Raw genomic sequence first — 18746 nt, 5'->3', positions numbered from 1 at the left:
CCTCAACCGGAGAGCCCGGCGGTGAGCAGCTCCACGAAGCCGATGTCCTCGCGCGCGACGCCGAACACCTCGGCGCGCTGCAGGGTCCGCTCGGCCCAGGCGCGGTGCGGCTTCACCTCGTTCATCTTGTTCGTGTACGCCGAGCGCATGACCCCGCCGCCGCCCCGCTCCGGGCGCAGGATGTCCTCGGCGTCGCTGAACTCCTCGTGGCTGACGACCGAGAGGGCGTGCACGGGCAGCACGTGCGAGGGGTGGATGCAGGTCTTGCCGAGCAGGCCGTTGGCCCGGTCCAGCTCGATCTCGCGGAGCAGCCCGTCGATGTCGTGCTCGATGAGCGCCTGCCGCAGCTCCTCCGCCCGCCCTTCCAGGAAGGGGCTGCGGCGCAGCTGCGGCTTGAACATTCTCTCCTGGACGCGGAAGTACTCCCACACCGGACCGGTCACGGTGAAGCCCGTGCCGTCGGCCCTGCCGAGGACATTGACCACGTCGGCGATGACGGAGGCCACGATGTGGACGTCGTACGCGGTCATGTGCGGCGGCCTGCGCAGGCCGTACGCGGAGCAGAAGTCGGTGACGCCGAGGCGCAGCGCGAGCACCCGCTCGCGGTACTTGTCGACGGTGCGGGCGATCCCGGCGAGGTTCTCCGTGCGGCTCTCCAGGTGCAGCAGCTCGGGCGACTCGAGGACGGGCATCGCGAAGAGCCGCCGCCCGGTCGCCGCCTCGGCCGCGGAGAGCGACTCCAGGAAGGGGACTCCGCGCTCCTCGGTGAACTTGGGGAGCACGAATCCGGACAGCAGACGGATGCCGTCGCCGAGGCGCTGGGCGAGGTCGGCTATCTGCTCGGGGGTGCGGACCCGGATGAACAGCAGCGGCGGCTTGGCGTCCTTCCGGGCGGCAAGGTCCGCGAACTGCCTGACCAGGTTCTCCTCGGCCCCGACGACTTCCGCGTCGTCGATCGAGTCTTCGAGGCAGAGCACCATCGAGATCACGCCACGCCCGGCCTGTTTGAGGATGTCGTCGGCGAGCCGGGGGCGTGTGGCAGGGCTGTACAGCGTGGCGCCGAGCGCCGCCGCAAGCAGGCGGGGAGAGGAGTCGGCGGTGAAGTCGCACGGCTCCCGATGGAAGAGGCGCTGTCGCACCTCTGGGGCGATATGCCCGAAATGACGCATGAAATTCCCCTGTACTCGTCGGCGCGGTCCGACGTGATGTGGCCGGTAATAGTACGTAGGGACGGGTGTCAAGGGTTCCCCATGGGCATGAAATTCAGGTAACCCGGCCATGTCAGACACAGACACCACACACAGTCACCCCCGCGTTGTCCCGTCCGCGACCGGGAAGGCAGGATGACCGCATGACGCACGCGATGTTGAAGGGGTCGAACGTCCCGCTCGAAGCCACGGCCGTCCGCGCCGTGCTGCGCTGGACCCCGGGACAGGGAGTCCCCGACGTCGACGCGTCGGCGCTCCTCCTTGGCACCGACGGCCGCGTGCGGTCCGACGAGGACTTCGTCTTCTACAACCAGCCGCGCCACCCCTCCGGCAAGGTCTGGCGGCTCGGCAAGAAGCGGGTCGCCGAGGGCCTGACCGACACGATCCAGACGGACATGGCGGGCCTCGATCCGGCTGTGAGCCGGGTCCTGCTCGTCGCATCGGCGGAGGACGTCCCCTTCGAGCGCGTACGCGCGCTGCGGATCCTGCTGTACGACGCCGCCACCACCGAGGGCGAACCTCTCGCGTACTTCGACATCACCCCGCAGACCGGCGCCGAGACCGCGCTGATCTGCGGCGAGCTCTACCGCCGCGCCGACGCCTGGAAGTTCCGCGCCCTGGGCGAGGGCTATCTGAACGGCCTGGAGGGCCTCGCCGGCGACTTCGGCATCTCCGTGGACGAGTCGGAGGCCGTGCCGGAGCCGACGCCCGAGGCCTCGCTCCCGCAGCCGGCCCAGGCTCAGGCCCAGCCGCAGCCGCAGCCCGATCCAGGGCCCTTCCCGTCGTCCGCCGCGCCCACCGCGCCGGTCCCGCGGCCCTTCCCCGCGCCGGCACCCCAGCCCTCGTACGGCTATCCGCCCGAGCCCACGCGCCAGCCCATGCCGCAGCCTTCGTACGGCTATCCGCAGCCCGCGCCCGCCCAGCCGGCGCCGGTCGCACAGCCTTCGTACGGCTATCCGCAGCCGGTCACGCCGATGCCCGACCCGAACTTCCGGCTGCCCCCGCAGGGGCCGCAGTTCCTGAACCGCTGAGCGGGGGCGGGCTCCGCAGGGGGCGTTCGGCGCCCCGCAGGGAGGCACTCAGCCGCCGCCCGCCTTCGCCTTGTAGCCCCGGCCCCACTGCAGGCCCCAGCCGTACAGCCGGTCGAGCTCGGCCTGGAAGCCGTACACGAACTTCACCTCGCGGCGCACGACCAGCTCACCCTTGACGTTCTCCAGCGAGGCCACAGCACACGACCTGGCCTGCGGCTGGCGCTCGTCGAGGTCGATCTCGATCCGCGGGCCGTTGCTGGGGTAGAGCGTCACCTTGGCGTGCGTGCGGTCGAAGGCGGGCGTCTGGTCGTAGATGTACGCGAAGAACAGCAGCCGCTTGATCGACTCGCGGTGGTCGAGGTTCACATAGACCGTCTCGCCGGACGGCGAACCGAACCGGTCGTCACCGCTCAGCTTCACGTACGGCGGGGCGTTGAGGCTCCCGAAGAAGCTGCCGAGCGGCTGTACGACACCCTTGGCGCCGTCCACCATCTCGTACAGACAGCCGAGGTCCAGGTCCACGTTGACCACGCCCTGGGTGTGCGCCTGCACCACGTCGGGCTGGAACATCTTGAAGGGGTGCCGCAGCAGACCGCCGCCCCCGCGCTGCTTGCCGATGATGTCGGACGTACGCATCTGCCAGGAGAGGTTAACCCGCAGATTGCCGGTGGCCGCGCCCTGTTTGTTGAGCGAGACCGTCGGATGCCGCTTGGTGAGTTCGATCGAGTTGGTCGCGGCGCTGCCCGACTCGAAGTCCATCGAGCGCCCACGCCATAAACCGTCCCAGAAGGACATTGCCGCCCCCAAAGTCGCGTGCGTATACCGAACGGGGCGGTCTTCGAGGAGTCCTCCTCGAAGACCGCCCCGCTGAAGCGTTCCTCACTGGGCCCCCGGTCACACCCCGGAGGTCAGAACGTCAGAGCGTCAGAGCGTCAGACGCCGGACGAGACCTCGGCCTTCTCGTCCGATCCCGAGTCCCCTTCGGCCGCCGCCAGCGCGCGGTTGCGGCGTACGGACGACCAGAAGGACCAGGCGATCAGGAGGACGCCGATGCTGCCGGTGATGACCTCGTGGATCTCGTACTGGATCGTGACGAGCAGGAGCACCGCGAGGGCGCCGATCGCGTAGTGCGCGCCGTGCTCCAGGTAGACGTAGTCGTCGAGGGTGCCCTGGCGGACCAGGTAGACCGTGAGCGACCGGACGTACATCGCGCCGATGCCGAGGCCGAGCGCCATCAGGACGATGTCGTTGGTGATGGCGAAGGCGCCGATGACGCCGTCGAAGGAGAACGACGCGTCCAGGACCTCGAGGTAGAGGAACATGAAGAACGCGGCCTTGCCGGCCAGGACGACCGCAGGAACCTTCTTGCCGCTCCGCCTGGCCGCTTCCTCCTCCTCGTGCTCGCGTTCCTCCTCTTCCTCGATCTTGTTCTCGAAGTAGCCGGAGAGTCCGCCCACGATGAGATACGTGATGAGTCCGGCGACGCCGGAGAGAAGCACCGTCTCCGCCTTGTCCACGTGCGTGCCGCCATGCTGGTGGGCGTGGGTGGCGACGGTCATCGCGGAGACCATGAGCACGATGAGCGCGATGCAGACCGACAGCATGTCGATCTTGCCGAGCTTGGCGAGCGGGCGCTCGAGCCAGCCCAGCCACTTGATGTCACGGTCCTCGAAGATGAAGTCGAGGAAGATCATCAACAGGAACATGCCACCGAAGGCGGCGATCGACGGGTGCGCGTCGGTGACCAGCTGCTGGTACTGGTCCTTGTCATTGAGCGCGAGCCGCACGGCCTCGATGGGGCCGATCTTGGCGCTGATGGCCACGATCGCGACGGGGAACACAAGCCGCATGCCGAAGACGGCGATCAGCACACCGATGGTGAGGAAGATCTTCTGCCAGAAGGCATTCATCTTCTTCAGGATCCCGGCGTTGACCACCGCGTTGTCGAAGGACAGCGAGATCTCGAGGACCGACAGGATCGCCACGACCCCGAATCCCGTCCACCCCCCGTAGAGCACCGCCGCGACCAGGCCGAGCGCGGTAACCGCGAACGACCAGCCGAAGGTTTTCAGAAGCACTGGCTACCCAATCGTGTGTGTACGGGCTCCCGTTTAGCGGTCTCCCCCGCGCCGGTCCCCGGCTTTACGAAACATTGACCCCGAAGTCTAGAGCGATGCCCCGCAGTCCCGACGCGTACCCCTGCCCAACGGCACGGAACTTCCATTCACCGCCGTACCGGTACACCTCGCCGAAGATCATCGCGGTCTCCGTGGAGGCGTCCTCGCTGAGGTCGTAGCGCGCGAGTTCCTGGAGGTCGGCCTGGTTGACCACGCGGATGAAGGCGTTGCTGACCTGGCCGAAGGTCTGCCCGCGATTGTCCGCGTCATGGATCGAGACAGGGAAGACGATCTTGTCCACGTCGGCGGGAACCTTGGAGAGGTCGATCAGGAGCGACTCGTCGTCCCCGTCGCCCTCACCCGTGAGGTTGTCGCCGGTGTGTTCGACAGAGCCGTCCGGGCTCTTCAGGTTGTTGTAGAAGACGAACCACTCGTCCCCCAGAACCCGGCCCGAGTTGCACATCAGCGCGCTGGCGTCGAGGTCGAAGGGTGCGCCGGTGGTGGAGCGCGCGTCCCAGCCGAGTCCGACCAGGACCTGTGTGAGGTTCGGTGCGGCCTTGGAGAGGGAGACATTGCCTCCCTTGGCGAGCGTGACGCCCATGATGTGGTCCTCCCCGTGGTTCGAGAGCAAGAGTTCCCAGGACTCCCCTGTTGTGGGAGCGGGAGTTGAGCGGTTGAGCAGTTGAGCAAGCGATGCCGAGCACGTCCGGCGCCGCACGGGTGGTGTGCGGCGCCGGACGGCAAGGCGGAGGGTGTTACTCGGCTCAGACGTTGACGCCGAAGTCCTGCGCGATGCCGCGCAGGCCCGATGCGTAACCCTGGCCCACGGCGCGGAACTTCCACTCGGCGCCGTTGCGGTACAGCTCGCCGAAGACCATCGCCGTCTCCGTCGAGGCGTCCTCGGAGAGGTCGTACCGCGCGATCTCCGCGCCGCCCGCCTGGTTCACGACGCGGATGAACGCGTTGCGAACCTGGCCGAACGACTGCTGGCGGGACTCGGCCTCGTAGATCGAGACCGGGAAGACGATCTTGTCCACGTCGGCCGGGACGGCGGCCAGGTCGACCTTGATCGCCTCGTCGTCGCCCTCGCCCTCACCGGTGGTGTTGTCACCCGTGTGCTCGACGGATCCGTCCGGGCTCTTCAGGTTGTTGAAGAACACGAAGTTGCCGTCGCTGCTGACCTTGCCCTCGGCGTTGGTCAGGATCGCGCTGGCGTCGAGGTCGAAGTCCGTACCCGTCGTGGTGCGGACGTCCCAGCCCAGACCGATCAGAACAGCGGTCAGGCCGGGCGCCTCCTTGCTCAGCGATACGTTGCCGCCCTTGCTGAGGCTGACTCCCACAAGTCCTCCCAATAGTTGTCCAGGGGCGGGGAGCCCCAGTCGTGCTTTGCCATCAGATCAACGAGTGGATCCTAGTGACCGGTTCCCGGCCGCCACAGGCTCTGCACCTGAAGAATCACAGGGTGTCACCCCTGAGGAATCACAGGGTGTCGAGTGCCTTGACGTACTCATTGAGGTCACGGGCGTCCGGCAGGCCGTTGACGACAGTCCAGCGCACCACGCCCTCCTTGTCGATGATGAAGGTGCCGCGCACCGAGCAGCCCTTCTCCTCGTCGAAGACCTCGTACGCGCGCGAGACCTCGCCGTGCGGCCAGAAGTCGGCCAACAGGGGGTACTCCAGACCCTCCTGTTCGGCGAATACCCGCAGCGTGTGCATGGAGTCGTTCGAGACGGCGAGGAGCTGCGTGTCGTCGTTGACGAACTTCGGCAGCTCGTCACGGAGCGCGCAGAGCTCGCCGGTGCAGACGCCGGTGAACGCGAACGGATAGAAGAGCAGGACCACGTTCTTCTCGCCGCGGAAGTCCGAGAGCCGCACGGTCCGCCCGTGATTGTCCTTCAGCTCGAAGTCCGGGGCCTTGGTGCCGGTCACGAGTCCAGCGAGCGCCATGAGTACGCATCCCTTCGACGGTGCCCCTCCGGTGGGGCTGTTCGGGTGACACCCACCCTACGTCCGCCGGTCTGCGCCCCTTTGGGCGCATCGGTCCCCCGCCGCACACGTACATCGGACGTTCACCTCACGCATGCGTGAGGCCCCCGCCGACAGATGTCGACGGGGGCCTCACAGCGGTCTCTGCTGGGGTCGCGGCTCGCGCGAGTGGCTAGCGCTTCTTGGCTGCCGCCTTCGGCGTGAGCAGGCGGCTGCCGCTCCAGTCCTTGCCTGCGTTGATGCTCTTGGTCTGGGACAGACCCGCGGTGGTGGCCGCCTCACCGATGTCACTCGGCTCGACGTAACCCTCCCGACCGGTCTTCGGAGTCAGCAGCAGGATGTGGCCGCCCTCCTCCATGTACGCGATGGCATCCACCAGCGCATCAGTCAGGTCCCCGTCGTCCTCACGGAACCAGAGCACCACGGCATCAGCCACGTCGTCGTAGTCCTCGTCGACGAGCTCGGAGCCAATGGTCTCTTCGATGACCTCGCGGAGCTCCTGATCGACGTCGTCGTCGTAGCCGATCTCCTGGACCACCTGTTCGGGCTGGAAACCAAGCCTTACGGCAAGGTTCGTCTCCGCGTGGTCCGCGGTCGCGCTCACGGATTGCCTCCTGATCATGTTTTTGGGTATGCCTTCAGCCACGCGCGTGCGCGGGGCGTTGGCCGTAGTCCACACGGGCGGGACGGATCGCGCAAGTACCCGGCCGTCAAGACCGCTGAAACGGTGACGTTCCCGGCCGTGTCGCCGCAACTCAAGACCCATCTGCCAGATCCTTCTTCGCGCGTTCCTGGCGCGTACTTCGCTCGTACGGCGCCGATGCGGGCCGATGGGGACTGACGTCCGAACGACCTTACGAAGCGACTAGGCAGGATGGGCGTATCGTTGCGATTTGGCCGAGCCTACCCCAGGGCCACCGCGCGGACCTCTCTGTTACCTCTCGGTAGAGATGACGATTCCGCCCCCGCGGTACACGATGGGGAACGTCTCACAGCCAGGCAGAACCCAGGCGAAAGCCCCAACAGCGAAGGAACAGCGTGGCTTCCGGATCCGATCGCAACCCGATCATCATTGGCGGCCTGCCGAGTCAGGTCCCGGACTTCGATCCCGAAGAGACCCAGGAGTGGCTCGACTCCCTCGATGCCGCGGTCGACGAACGCGGCCGCGAGCGGGCCCGCTACCTGATGCTCCGGCTGATCGAACGCGCGCGCGAGAAGCGCGTCGCCGTGCCCGAGATGCGCAGCACGGACTACGTCAACACGATCGCCACCAAGGACGAGCCGTTCTTCCCCGGAAACGAGGAGATCGAGCGCAAGGTCCTGAACGCGACCCGCTGGAACGCCGCGGTGATGGTCTCGCGCGCCCAGCGCCCCGGCATCGGGGTCGGCGGTCACATCGCCACCTTCGCCTCCTCGGCCTCGCTCTACGACGTGGGCTTCAACCACTTCTTCCGTGGCAAGGACGAGGGCGACGGCGGCGACCAGATCTTCTTCCAGGGGCACGCGTCCCCCGGTATCTACGCCCGCGCGTTCCTCCTCGACCGGCTCTCCGAGCAGCAGCTCGACGCGTTCCGCCAGGAGAAGTCGAAGGCTCCCCACGGCCTGTCGTCCTATCCGCACCCGCGCCTGATGCCGGACTTCTGGGAGTTCCCGACGGTCTCCATGGGCCTGGGCCCGCTCGGCGCGATCTTCCAGGCGCGGATGAACCGCTACATGGAGGCGCGCGGCATCGCCGACACCTCCAAGTCCCACGTCTGGGCCTACCTCGGCGACGGCGAGATGGACGAGCCCGAGTCGCTCGGCCAGCTCTCCATCGCCGCACGCGAGGGCCTGGACAACCTGACCTTCGTCGTCAACTGCAACCTCCAGCGCCTCGACGGCCCGGTGCGCGGCAACGGCAAGATCATCCAGGAGCTTGAGTCGCAGTTCCGCGGCGCCGGCTGGAACGTCATCAAGCTGGTGTGGGACCGCAGTTGGGACCCGCTGCTCGCCCAGGACCGCGACGGCATCCTGGTCAACAAGCTGAACACGACGCCCGACGGCCAGTTCCAGACGTACGCGACCGAGACCGGCGCCTATATCCGCGACCACTTCTTCGGCGGCGACCACCGGCTGCGCGCCATGGTCGAGAACATGACCGACGAGCAGATCCTGCACCTGGGCCGTGGCGGCCACGACCACAAGAAGGTCTACGCGGCCTACGCGGCGGCCAAGGCCCACAAGGGCCAGCCCACCGTGATCCTCGCCCAGACGGTCAAGGGCTGGACCCTCGGCCCGAACTTCGAGGGCCGCAACGCCACCCACCAGATGAAGAAGCTGACGGCCGACGACCTCAAGGGCTTCCGCGACCGTCTGCACATCCCGATCACGGACAAGGAGCTGGAGGGCGGCGCCCCGCCGTACTACCACCCGGGCCGGGCCTCCGAAGAGATCCAGTACATGCACGACCGCCGCCAGGGCCTGGGCGGCTACGTCCCGACCCGTGTCGTGCGCTCGAAGCCGCTGCCGCTCCCCGAGGACAAGACCTACGCGACCGCGAAGAAGGGCTCGGGCCAGCAGTCGATCGCCACCACCATGGCGTTCGTCCGCATCCTGAAGGACCTCATGCGGGACAAGGAGATCGGCAAGCGCTTCGTGCTGATCGCCCCCGATGAGTACCGCACCTTCGGCATGGACGCCTTCTTCCCGAGCGCGAAGATCTACAACCCGCTCGGCCAGCAGTACGAGGCCGTGGACCGCGAACTCCTCCTCGCGTACAAGGAGTCGCCCACGGGCCAGATGCTGCACGACGGCATCTCGGAGGCAGGCTGCACGGCGTCCCTCATCGCCGCGGGTTCGGCCTACGCCACACACGGCGAACCGCTGATCCCCGTGTACGTCTTCTACTCGATGTTCGGTTTCCAGCGCACCGGCGACCAGTTCTGGCAGATGGCCGACCAGCTGGCCCGCGGCTTCGTCCTGGGCGCCACCGCCGGCCGTACGACCCTGACCGGCGAGGGCCTCCAGCACGCGGACGGCCACTCGCAGTTGCTCGCCTCGACCAACCCGGGCTGTGTCGCCTACGACCCGGCCTTCGGTTACGAGATCGCGCACATCGTCAAGGACGGCCTGCGCCGGATGTACGGCCCCGACAGCGAGGACGTCTTCTACTACCTCACCGTCTACAACGAGCCGATCCAGCACCCGGCCGAGCCCGCCGATGTGGATGTCGACGGCATCCTCAAGGGCGTCTACCGCTTCAAGGCAGGCGAGCAGGGAGCCATCCCGGCACAGATCCTCGCCTCCGGTGTCGCGGTGCCGTGGGCGGTAGAGGCCCAGCAGATCCTCGCTTCGGAGTGGAACGTCAAGGCGGACGTCTGGTCGGCGACCTCCTGGAACGAACTGCGCCGCGAGGCGGTCGAGGTGGAACGCCACAACCTCCTGCACCCCGAGGAGGAGCAGCGCACCCCGTACGTGACGCAGAAGCTCTCCGGCGCCGAGGGCCCGTTCGTGGCCGTCTCCGACTGGATGCGGAGTGTCCCCGACCAGATCTCGCGCTGGGTTCCCGGCACGTATCAGTCGCTCGGCGCGGACGGCTTCGGTTTCGCGGACACCCGCGGTGCCGCACGCCGCTTCTTCCACATCGACGCGCAGTCGATCGTGGTCGCCGTGCTGACCGAGCTGGCCCGCGAGGGCAAGCTCGACCGCTCCGTACTGAAGCAGGCCATCGACCGCTACCAGCTGCTCGATGTGACGGCCGCGGACCCGGGTGCCGCCGGGGGCGACGCCTGACGCGTGCCTGGCCGGCACGCGCTGGACAGCACACGCCTTGAGCAGGGGGCGGCGGACCACAGGCTCCGTCGCCCCTTGGCGTTTCCTACGATGCCCGTATGGAAGCGCCCACGAAGCAGTCGACCGCACAACTCCGGTGGGAGCGACGCACCCAGCGTCCGCTCCTCGCGCTCGCGGTGGCCTTCGCCGTCGCCTACGCCGTACCCATCGTGGTGCCCGACGCGAGCAGAGCCGTGTCGAAGACCTGCACCGTGGTGGAGTGGATCGTCTGGGGCTCGTTCGCCGCCGACTACCTCATACGTCTCCGCCTCACCGACCACCGCAAGCGGTTCGTCCGCACGCACTGGCTCGACCTGTGTGCTGTCATCCTCCCGATGCTGCAGCCACTGCGACTGCTGCGACTTGTCTCGACTCTGCTGCTGGTGGGGCGGCGAGCCCGGATGGCGTCGCAGATTCAGCTGACGACCTATGTCGCCGGCGCTGTGGTGGGCCTTCTCATGTTCGGTTCACTGGCTGTCCTTTCGGTTGAGCGGGAGTCGCCGGACGGCAACATCAAGACCCTTGGCGACGCGGTGTGGTGGTCCTTCACCACGATGACCACCGTCGGCTACGGCGATCACGCGCCCACGACCGGGCTCGGGCGGATCCTCGCGGTCGGTCTGATGCTGTCGGGTATCGCGCTCCTCGGTGTCGTCACCGCCAACATCGCGGCCTGGTTCATCGCTCGTTTCGACCGGGACGATGTCGAGGAGCGGCGCCAGACGGCCGCGATCGAGGCGCTGACGGTGGAGGTGCAGGCGCTGCGGGCGCAGGTGGCGGCGTTGACGAGTGAGGTGCCCCCGGTCAGTTCTCCCAGACCTTGAAGGCCCGTACGCGATAAGGCGATTCGGGTGTCCAGGTGCCGCCGCCGGGATAGGTGTCGAACTCCCCCGTCTCGGCGCACTCCGCCGACTGGTAGGTGGTGACCGGTCGGCCGGTGCGGTTGGCGAGGGCTTCAGCGCTGCCCCCCTCCGGCAGCGCTACACAGCTCTCGATGTCGATCTCGGACAGGTCGTACACCTGTCGAGCACCCCGGAAGTCCGCTTTCCCCCAGAGGCATAGCTCCCCTGGCCCGCACCCGGCGAGTGTCGGTGGCGCGGCGGCGCCGGCGCGCTTGGCCGGGGTCATGGAATCGGCCTGCGCGGCGGTCGTCGTGGCCCCCGCGTGTGCGGGTGTCAGGATCACCGCGGCCAGGGCGGTAGCTGCGGAGATGGCTGCGGGCATGGTCGTACGCATCTGAATCAACTCCCGTGTCGTGTCGATCACTTGTCAGAACTGTGACCCACTCGCTCGCTCCGTCGGAAGGGGTACGGATGTGCGTCACCCAGATAGGCGAAAGCCCCCCAGGCGGACCCTGAGGGGCTTTCCCTGATGCGCGGACGCCGGGCGGATGCTTGCTCGGCGTAATGCGATGTATGCGACGGCTACGACGCATACGGTGTACGCGGCGTATGCCCTAGATGTGCCCAACTCCGGCGCCCGCATCGGCGTTGGAGCCGCGCTTGGTCAGGACGGCCACCAGGGCCGCGATGACCGAGACGACACCGGCGACGGTGAAGGCCAGGCCCATGCCGGACATGAACGTGTCGTGGACGACGTCCGTGATCTTGGCGAGTACGCCTTCGTTGACGCCGGGGGCCTTGGCCACCTGCTCGGGCACGGCGCCGATCGCGGCCGCCTTGTCGAGGCCCGGCGGCGGCGCGTCGGGCAGACCCGAGTCCTTCCACTTGCCCGCGAGGTCGGAGTTGACCTTGTTGGACATGACGGCGCCGAGGACGGCCGTGCCGAGGCTGCCGCCGACCTGCATGCCGGCCTGCTGGAGGCCGCCCGCCACGCCGGAGAGCTCCAGCGGGGCGTTGCCCACGATCACCTCGGTGGCGCCGACCATGACCGGGGCCAGGCCCAGGCCGAGGAGGGCGAACCAGAGCGACATCGCGGCCGTGCCGGTCTCCGTGGTCATGGTCGTCATGCCGAACATCGCGACGGTCGTGAGCACCATGCCGCCCACCAGCGGAATCCGCGGCCCGAACTTGGTGATCAGCGCGCCGGCGATCGGCGAGGAGACGATCATCATCGCCGTCAGCGGCAGCAGGTGCAGACCGCTGTCGACCGGGCTCATCCCATGCACGTTCTGCAGGTAGAAGGTGACGAAGAACAGCCCGCCCATGAAGGCGAAGGCCATGAGCACCATCAGCACCGTGCCCGCGGAGAGCGGTACGGAGCGGAACAGGCCCAGCGGAATGAGCGGCTCCTTGACCTTGGTCTCCCACACGGCGAAGAGCACGAAGAGCACGACCGCCGCACCCAGGAAGGCCCACGTCTTGCCGCTGCCCCAGCCCCAGGCGTCACCGGCCTTGATGAGCGCCCAGATGAGGGAGAACATCGCGCCCGAGAGCAGGACGATGCCGGGGATGTCGAAGGACTTCGGCGCGTTCTCCGCGCGGTGGTCCTTGAGGATCACCAGGCCGAGGACGAGCGCGACGACACCGACCGGCACGTTGATGAAGAACACCGACTGCCAGCTGACGTGCTCGACCAGCACACCGCCGAGGATCGGGCCGCCCGCGGTGGAGGCTCCGATGACCATGCCCCAGATGCCGATCGCCATGTTCAGCTTCTCGGCCGGGAACGTGGCGCGCAGCAGGCCGAGGGCGGCCGGCATCAGCAGCGCGCCGAAGAGACCCTGGAGCACACGGAAGGCGATCACCAGGGAGACGCTCCCGGAGACGCCGATGGCCCCCGAGGCGGCGGCGAAGCCCACGACGCCGATGAGGAAGGTCTGCCGGTGGCCGAAGCGGTCACCGAGCTTGCCCGCCGTGATGAGCGCGACGGCCAGCGCGAGGAGGTAGCCGTTGGTTATCCACTGGACGTCCGCGAGCGAGGCGCCGAGATCCTTCTGGATGGCCGGGTTGGCGATCGCCACGATGGTGCCGTCCAGCGCGACCATCATCACGCCGATCGCGACGGAGAAGAGCGTCAGCCAAGGGTGGCCACGCAGGCCCTTGGTCGCGGCCGGAGCGGACGAGGGCTCCGGCGCCTTGTCCGCCTTGTCGACGGTGGTCTGACTAGTCATGTGCGCGAGGCTAATGTCAGCCGCTGACAGTTGACAAACCAATTCACAAGTCGGTAACTGTCACGTCGCTCACAGATAAGGTGAGCTGAGCGGACAGGCAGGAAGAGGACCACGGTGTGAGGACCGAGCAGCAAGCGTCGGACTCGGCGGAGTCGCAGGTCGAGGCGTACGGAGAGACGGCCGACGGGCCCTCCCGGCCGGGCCTTCGCGAGCGCAAGAAGCAGCGCACTCGTAACGCGCTCCTGCATGCGGCGCTCGAGCTCTTCACGACCAAGGGGTACGAGGAGACGACCGTCGACGAGATCGCCGAGGCCGTCGACGTCTCCCAGCGCACATTCTTCCGGTACTTCGCCAACAAGCAGGAGACCGCCTTCGCCGTGCAGGAGATGGTTGAGCGGCGGTTCGTCGAGGTGCTGCGCGAACGGCCCGCCGACGAAGCGCCGTTCGTCGCGCTGCGCGAGGCCGTCATCGGCGCCTGGGACGCGATGGGCCGGTCCATCGAGGAGGTCGTCCCGGTCGAACTCCACATGCGCACCTACCGGATGATCGAATCCACCCCCTCCCTGCTCGCCGTCCACCTGCGCCGCTCCATCGAGATGGAGGAGGAGATCGCGCGCGTGATCGCCGAGCGCGAGGGTCTCGACATGGACGAGGACCCGCGACCGCGGGTGGTGGTCGCCGCGTTCAGCGGGGTGATGCGGGTGACCGGTCAACTGTGGGGAGCGGGCGAGGACACCAGCGTCGAATCGATCCGCGCGCTCACCGAGTCGTATCTCGACCACCTGGGGCCGGCACTGGCGGAGAACTGGCGCAAGGAGTGATCGCGTACGCAGGGTGCGACCCACGTGACGCGATCAACTTCCGGAGCGTTTCGCTACGTTGAGCGGCACGGGTAAGCACCGTACGTAACCATGCGCCCCGAGTGCGCTGCGCTTACGCGCCACCTACGGAGCGTGATGAAATCGCTCGATGCGCGCCCGCTTTGCCTCAATTACCCCACAGGAAACGTGATCTGCCTCACCCAGTGCACGGCAGGCATCACGATTCTCCTAGGCTGTTCCGTAGTGACTTCCTTCGACTCCTCCCCCCAACTCAACGTCTGGCGCGCACTGCTCGCGCTCGCCGTCGTGTTCGTCATGCTGGCGACGACCGGCTGGACCGCGGTGCGCAACCACAAACACGCCGCGTCGCCGCTCGAAGCCACGCTCTCCGCCTGGGAGCGAGGGCACATCAACGGCCGGGCGCTGCCCGACCCCGATGGCCCGGCCGGCAGGCTCGCCCACTTCTTCGCCTCGCTCGACGCGCAGGATCGCGCCCGGCTCGCCGCCCGGTACCCCTTGGCGGTCGGCAACATGAACGGTGCCCCCGTAGAGCTGCGATACCGCGCGAACAACGTCGCGCTGGGCAAGGCCCGCAAGATCGAGCAGCGACGCATGCACGACAAGCGCCTCTCGCCCCTCGGGCAGCAGGAGGCAGAGCGCAGGATGAAGCGGTTCGGCGTGATGATGCGCCCGGGCCGGCAGGTCCTGTCCTTCGACCCGATGGGGTCGGGCCGCATAGCCGAGGTCTTCGGAGACCTCGAAAAGGCGTCCAGGGTGTCGGTCGTGGTGCCCGGTGTGGACACCAACCTGCTGACCTTCGAGCGGACGAACCGCAAGTACTCGGCACCCGTCGGCATGGCCAAGGCCCTGTACGGCGCGGAGCGTGCGGCGAGCCCACGCGCGCGTACCGCCGTGATCGCCTGGGCGGACTACACCGCGCCCGTCGGTCTCGGTGTGGACGCGGCGACGTCCATGCGCGCGGAGGACGGCGCGGTCCGGCTCAACTCCCTGGTGCGCGGACTGCCCGGCCACTCCCCCGTCGCGTTGTACTGCCACAGCTACGGCTCGGTGGTCTGCGGGGTCGCCGCGCGGGACCTGCCGTCCCGCGTCTCCGACATCGCGGTCGCGGGCAGCCCCGGAATGCGCGCCGACTCGGCGTCGCAGCTGGGCACCGGTGCCCGGGTCTGGGCCACCAGGGACGGCGACGACTGGATCGCAGATGTACCGAACATGGAGGTCGGCGGGCTGGGTCACGGGGCCGATCCGGTCTCACGGGACTTCGGCGCGCGGGTGCTGTCCGCCAGGGGCGCGGTCGGCCACACCGGGTACTTCGAACCGGGCACGGAGAGCCTCAGGAACTTCGCCGACATCGGCATTGGCTCGTACCGCTCAGTGCGGTGCGCGGACGGGGATGACGCGTGCCGGGAGGGTTTTTCCGGCACGACAGCGGCCTGACGCGCGTAGAAATCGACAAAACAGCGGCCCGCCGCAGGAGGGACGGAGGCGCGCGTGCCGCCTACGATGAGCCGCATGGGTGACGTACTGGCCGGATTTCATGCCGCCTGGGAGTTCGAGTCCGACTCCGTGCTCATCCGCTACGAACGGGGGATCCGCACACCGAAGCTCCTGCAGGCGCTCGGTGAACGCCGCATCCCCCATGAGGCGATCGCAGCGGTGACACTGACTCCTGGCAAGCGCGGGACTGTCGTCCTGCACGCCGTGCCGAGACCGGGCGCGGATCCGCTGATGGAGGCAGCGGCGGGTCAGCTCAAGGACGGCTGCGACCCGTACAGGCTCGTGCTGCCCGCCGAGCGGGAGACGCTCGCGGAGTACTACGCGGACGAGCTGCGGGCCCTGCTGACCCCGGACGACTGCGGGCCTCCGGATCGCTATCTGGTCGCCGCGCCGGAGACGCCGCTGCAGTTCAAGGCGTACGACGGCAAGGCGTCCTTCGACGGCAAATCGGTGGCCTTCCGATGGTTCTGGACCGGCGCTTCGTCCGCGAAGTGGAAGGCCGGCGACCAGAGCTTCCTGGTCACGGACCTGAGCGGCGTCGAGTGGCGCTCTCCCGAGGTCTTCGAGGGCCATCTGCGGCTGCTGCGTCGCGAGACCCCCGTCGCCCAGCCCGCGCAGGCGGACCAGGACCCCGCGGCCGTCGTCTTCGGTCTCGGTTACGGCCCGGTGCACGAGTCGCTGCCCTTCGCGGCGTCGGTGCTCGCCGCGGTGCGGGCGTCGGGCCCGGCTCTGACCCCTGGCACGGTCGGCGCTGCCGCCCCGGTGACCCGGCGCGATCCGGCGGACATCGCCGAACGTATCCGGCACCTCGGCGAGCTGCATCAGGCCGGGCTGCTGACGGACGAGGAGTTCACGTCGAAGAAGGCCGAGCTGCTGGCGGAGCTCTGACCTTGCGAGGCGGGAGCTGCAAGGTCGGAGCCGGGTCACGGGGCATGGCGGGGCCTGCGGGGCTCGGGTCATACCTCGGTATGGCCGGGGGCTCTGTTCGTACCTGGGTATGAGGTGCGGGTCAGCTCCGCGGTACGACGCCGAGCGAGATGCTTCATGCCTACGCTGAGCAGGCCATGAGCAGCGCATCGACACCACCGGACCAGGATCCCCGCCCATCGGCCGCCGAGCCGGGCCGGCGCGGGGGCGCCCTTCGACGTGCGACCGCGGGCGCCCGCGAAGGGCTCGGACGGGCCGGGGTGTTCTTCACGACGCCCGCGGGGCGGACCGATCCTGTGCTGGCGCAGGCTCCCCAGCGCTGGATGCGGCTGCTGCCCCTGATCATCGCGCTGGCGTTCGTCGCGACACTCATCCCGGTCACCACCCAGGTGCTCACGAACGACTACGGGGCGAGCGGCGGCCTCGCGGGCGCCCTGGGCGTCGCCCAGTCCGCACCCCTGCTGCTGGCGATCAGCCGCCCCATGCTCGCCTGGTACATCATGATCGTCGCCGATGTCCTCGGGGCGATCGTCACGATGTCCGCGAGCCAGGACCGCCCCGCCCCCTGGACGGCCATGATCATCGTGGCGTACGTGGCCCTGTGCCTCGTCCTCTCGCTGCGCGAGAGCCGGCGCACCCTCCTGGGCATCTGGCTGGTCACGGTCGTCACGAGCCTTGTCCTCGGCGCGTTCCGCGACGCCGGCAGCCAGGACACCAGCGTGCTGCTGATCGTGCTGAGCGGTGTCGCGTTGCTGCTCGGCGCCCTGCTGCGGGAGCGCGGCGACGCACAGCGCAGACTCGTCGAGCAGGAGACCATCAGCGAGGCCGAGCGCGCCCAGCGCACCCTCCTCGAGGAACGGGCGCGTATCGCCCGGGAGTTGCACGATGTCGTGGCCCACCACATGTCCGTCATCACGGTGCAGGCGGACTCCGCGCCCTACCGCCTGGACGGCCTTTCGGAGTCGGCCCGCGAGGAGTTCGGGAGCATAGCGGCGAGCGCCCGTGAATCCCTCACGGAGATGCGGCGGCTGCTTGCGGTGCTGCGCAGTGAGGACGCGCAGGGCGAGCGGGCACCGCAGCCGGGGCTCAGCCGACTGCCGCAGCTGGTGGAGGCGACGGTGCGCGCCGGCCTGCCGGTCGATCTGTCCCGTCCCGAACTGTCCGTGCTCACACAACTGGCCGATGTGACACCGGCCGTCGACCTGTCCGCGTACCGCATCGTCCAGGAAGCCCTGTCGAACGTGATGCGGCACGCGCCGGGAGCACGCACCTCCATCACCCTGACCCTGGACGAGGAACACCTGCTGATCCTCGTTGTCAACGGCCCGGCGACCGATCCACCCGCTCCGCTGGAGAGCGGCGGCACGGGACACGGACTCGTCGGCATGCGCGAACGCGTACGGTTGGTCGGCGGCACGGTCGACACCGGGCCACTGCCCGACGGCGGCTACCGCGTCGCGGCCCAACTCCCCCTCCTGAAGAAGGACTCCGGAACCGCATGACCATCCGCGTGATCATCGTCGATGACCAGAACATGGTGCGGGCCGGCTTCGCCGCGCTGCTCGCGGCGCAGAGCGACATCGACGTCGTGGGCGAAGCGCCGAACGGCAAGGAGGGTGTCGACGTCAGCCGCCGCACCCATCCCGATGTCGTCCTGATGGATGTCCGGATGCCGGAGATGGACGGACTGGCCGCCACTCGGGCCCTGTTGGACCCGCCGCCCGGCGTGGTGCACGTTCCCAAGGTGCTGATGCTCACCACCTTCGACGTGGACGACTATGTGTACGAGGCGCTGCGCTCCGGCGCCTCGGGTTTCCTCCTCAAGGACGCCCCGCCCGCCGATCTGATCTCGGCGGTCCGCGTGGTGGCGGCCGGGGAGGCACTGCTCGCACCGTCGGTGACGCGGCGACTGATCACGGACTTCGCCAAGCAGCGGCCGCGCAACGACCAGTCGCTGCGGCTGAACGGCCTGACGCCGCGTGAGACCGAGGTACTGGTGCTGATCGCGCGCGGGCTCTCCAATCAGGAGATCGCCGAGCGTCTGGTCCTCGCCGAGCAGACGGTGAAGACCCATATCGGCAAGGTCCTCTCCAAGCTGGATCTGCGCGACCGCGCACAGGCCGTGATCTTCGCGTACGAGTCCGGCCTCATCACGCCCGGCGAGCAGTAGAGCTCCCGCCCCCCCTACCGCGGTATCAGCTCCACATACCCCGGTATCAGTTGCGAGTTGGCACCGCAGTGTGAGGTGTCGCGGGTCA

17 protein-coding genes are annotated in these 18746 nt (G+C 68.3%); 8 read left to right on the top strand and 9 right to left on the bottom strand.

Translation table 11 applies throughout. From position 1 onward, the window contains the following. Nucleotides 1-2 precede the first annotated feature (2 nt). Nucleotides 3-1169 (bottom strand): HpcH/HpaI aldolase/citrate lyase family protein, encoded by a 1167-nt coding sequence (locus OG453_RS12660; protein ID WP_266867455.1) that lies wholly within the window; start codon nucleotides 1167-1169, stop codon nucleotides 3-5. A gap of 182 nt (nucleotides 1170-1351) precedes the next feature. On the opposite strand from OG453_RS12660, the gene OG453_RS12655 reads away from it, so the two are divergent. After that, nucleotides 1352-2239 carry a TerD family protein gene (locus tag OG453_RS12655; RefSeq protein ID WP_266867453.1) on the top strand — a complete coding sequence of 296 codons (888 nt, stop codon included), beginning with the start codon at nucleotides 1352-1354 and terminating at the stop codon, nucleotides 2237-2239. A 48-nt stretch (nucleotides 2240-2287) separates the two neighbouring features. On the opposite strand, the gene OG453_RS12650 is transcribed toward OG453_RS12655, so the two are convergent. The 6 genes from OG453_RS12650 to OG453_RS12625 form a co-directional block, all read right to left on the bottom strand. Beyond that, entirely contained in the window at nucleotides 2288-3034 is a 747-nt protein-coding gene (locus OG453_RS12650) for a Tellurium resistance (RefSeq protein WP_266867451.1), read from the bottom strand. Between the two features lie 137 nt (nucleotides 3035-3171). Beyond that, nucleotides 3172-4317: a DUF475 domain-containing protein gene (locus tag OG453_RS12645; RefSeq protein WP_266867449.1), complete on the bottom strand. Its 1146-nt coding sequence runs from the start codon at nucleotides 4315-4317 to the stop codon at nucleotides 3172-3174. A 64-nt stretch (nucleotides 4318-4381) separates the two neighbouring features. Then, nucleotides 4382-4957, bottom strand: a complete 576-nt coding sequence (locus OG453_RS12640; protein WP_266867447.1) for a TerD family protein — start codon at nucleotides 4955-4957, stop codon at nucleotides 4382-4384. Nucleotides 4958-5120: 163 nt separating this feature from the next. Continuing rightward, nucleotides 5121-5696, bottom strand: coding sequence for a TerD family protein (locus OG453_RS12635; protein WP_135330821.1), 576 nt, complete (start codon nucleotides 5694-5696; stop codon nucleotides 5121-5123). Nucleotides 5697-5835: 139 nt separating this feature from the next. Beyond that, complete coding sequence (locus OG453_RS12630) at nucleotides 5836-6303, bottom strand: peroxiredoxin (protein WP_266867445.1); 468 nt, start codon at nucleotides 6301-6303, stop codon at nucleotides 5836-5838. A 211-nt stretch (nucleotides 6304-6514) separates the two neighbouring features. Next, the gene (locus OG453_RS12625; protein WP_266867444.1) at nucleotides 6515-6946 is read right to left on the bottom strand and encodes a DUF3052 domain-containing protein; all 432 of its coding nucleotides are present in this window, start codon (nucleotides 6944-6946) and stop codon (nucleotides 6515-6517) included. Nucleotides 6947-7380: 434 nt separating this feature from the next. Between OG453_RS12625 and aceE the strand changes: the two genes are divergently transcribed. Further along, nucleotides 7381-10113: a pyruvate dehydrogenase (acetyl-transferring), homodimeric type gene (gene aceE, locus OG453_RS12620; RefSeq protein ID WP_266867443.1), complete on the top strand. Its 2733-nt coding sequence runs from the start codon at nucleotides 7381-7383 to the stop codon at nucleotides 10111-10113. 98 nt (nucleotides 10114-10211) lie between these two features. Beyond that, nucleotides 10212-10976, top strand: coding sequence for a potassium channel family protein (locus OG453_RS12615; protein WP_266867441.1), 765 nt, complete (start codon nucleotides 10212-10214; stop codon nucleotides 10974-10976). Here the strand turns inward: OG453_RS12615 and OG453_RS12610 are convergent. Then, a complete protein-coding gene (locus tag OG453_RS12610) occupies nucleotides 10957-11388 on the bottom strand; it encodes a peptidase inhibitor family I36 protein (RefSeq protein WP_266869831.1) in 432 nt (143 codons plus the stop codon). The two genes, OG453_RS12615 and OG453_RS12610, sit on opposite strands and share 20 nt — an antisense overlap. Before the next feature lie 220 nt (nucleotides 11389-11608). Then, entirely contained in the window at nucleotides 11609-13225 is a 1617-nt protein-coding gene (locus OG453_RS12605; RefSeq protein ID WP_266867439.1) for an MFS transporter, read from the bottom strand. A gap of 242 nt (nucleotides 13226-13467) precedes the next feature. Here OG453_RS12605 and OG453_RS12600 point away from each other — a divergent pair, with 242 nt between their 5' ends. The 5 genes from OG453_RS12600 (at nucleotide 13468) to OG453_RS12580 (ending at nucleotide 18658) form a co-directional block, all read left to right on the top strand. Continuing rightward, the gene (locus OG453_RS12600) at nucleotides 13468-14046 is read left to right on the top strand and encodes a TetR family transcriptional regulator (protein WP_266869830.1); all 579 of its coding nucleotides are present in this window, start codon (nucleotides 13468-13470) and stop codon (nucleotides 14044-14046) included. 243 nt (nucleotides 14047-14289) lie between these two features. Continuing rightward, nucleotides 14290-15501 carry an alpha/beta hydrolase gene (locus OG453_RS12595; RefSeq protein ID WP_266867437.1) on the top strand — a complete coding sequence of 404 codons (1212 nt, stop codon included), beginning with the start codon at nucleotides 14290-14292 and terminating at the stop codon, nucleotides 15499-15501. Between the two features lie 66 nt (nucleotides 15502-15567). After that, entirely contained in the window at nucleotides 15568-16449 is an 882-nt protein-coding gene (locus OG453_RS12590; RefSeq protein WP_266869829.1) for a DUF4429 domain-containing protein, read from the top strand. A 176-nt stretch (nucleotides 16450-16625) separates the two neighbouring features. Then, nucleotides 16626-17990 (top strand): sensor histidine kinase, encoded by a 1365-nt coding sequence (locus tag OG453_RS12585; RefSeq protein ID WP_266867435.1) that lies wholly within the window; start codon nucleotides 16626-16628, stop codon nucleotides 17988-17990. Continuing rightward, complete coding sequence (locus tag OG453_RS12580) at nucleotides 17987-18658, top strand: response regulator transcription factor (RefSeq protein ID WP_266867433.1); 672 nt, start codon at nucleotides 17987-17989, stop codon at nucleotides 18656-18658. Before OG453_RS12585 ends, OG453_RS12580 begins: the two co-directional genes overlap by 4 nt. Nucleotides 18659-18746 lie beyond the last annotated feature (88 nt).

Source organism: Streptomyces sp. NBC_01381, assembly GCF_026340305.1.
In the GTDB taxonomy this organism is placed as follows: domain Bacteria; phylum Actinomycetota; class Actinomycetes; order Streptomycetales; family Streptomycetaceae; genus Streptomyces.
Note: the sequence above shows the minus strand (reverse complement) of the source record. Positions and strands in the feature narration are given on the sequence as shown.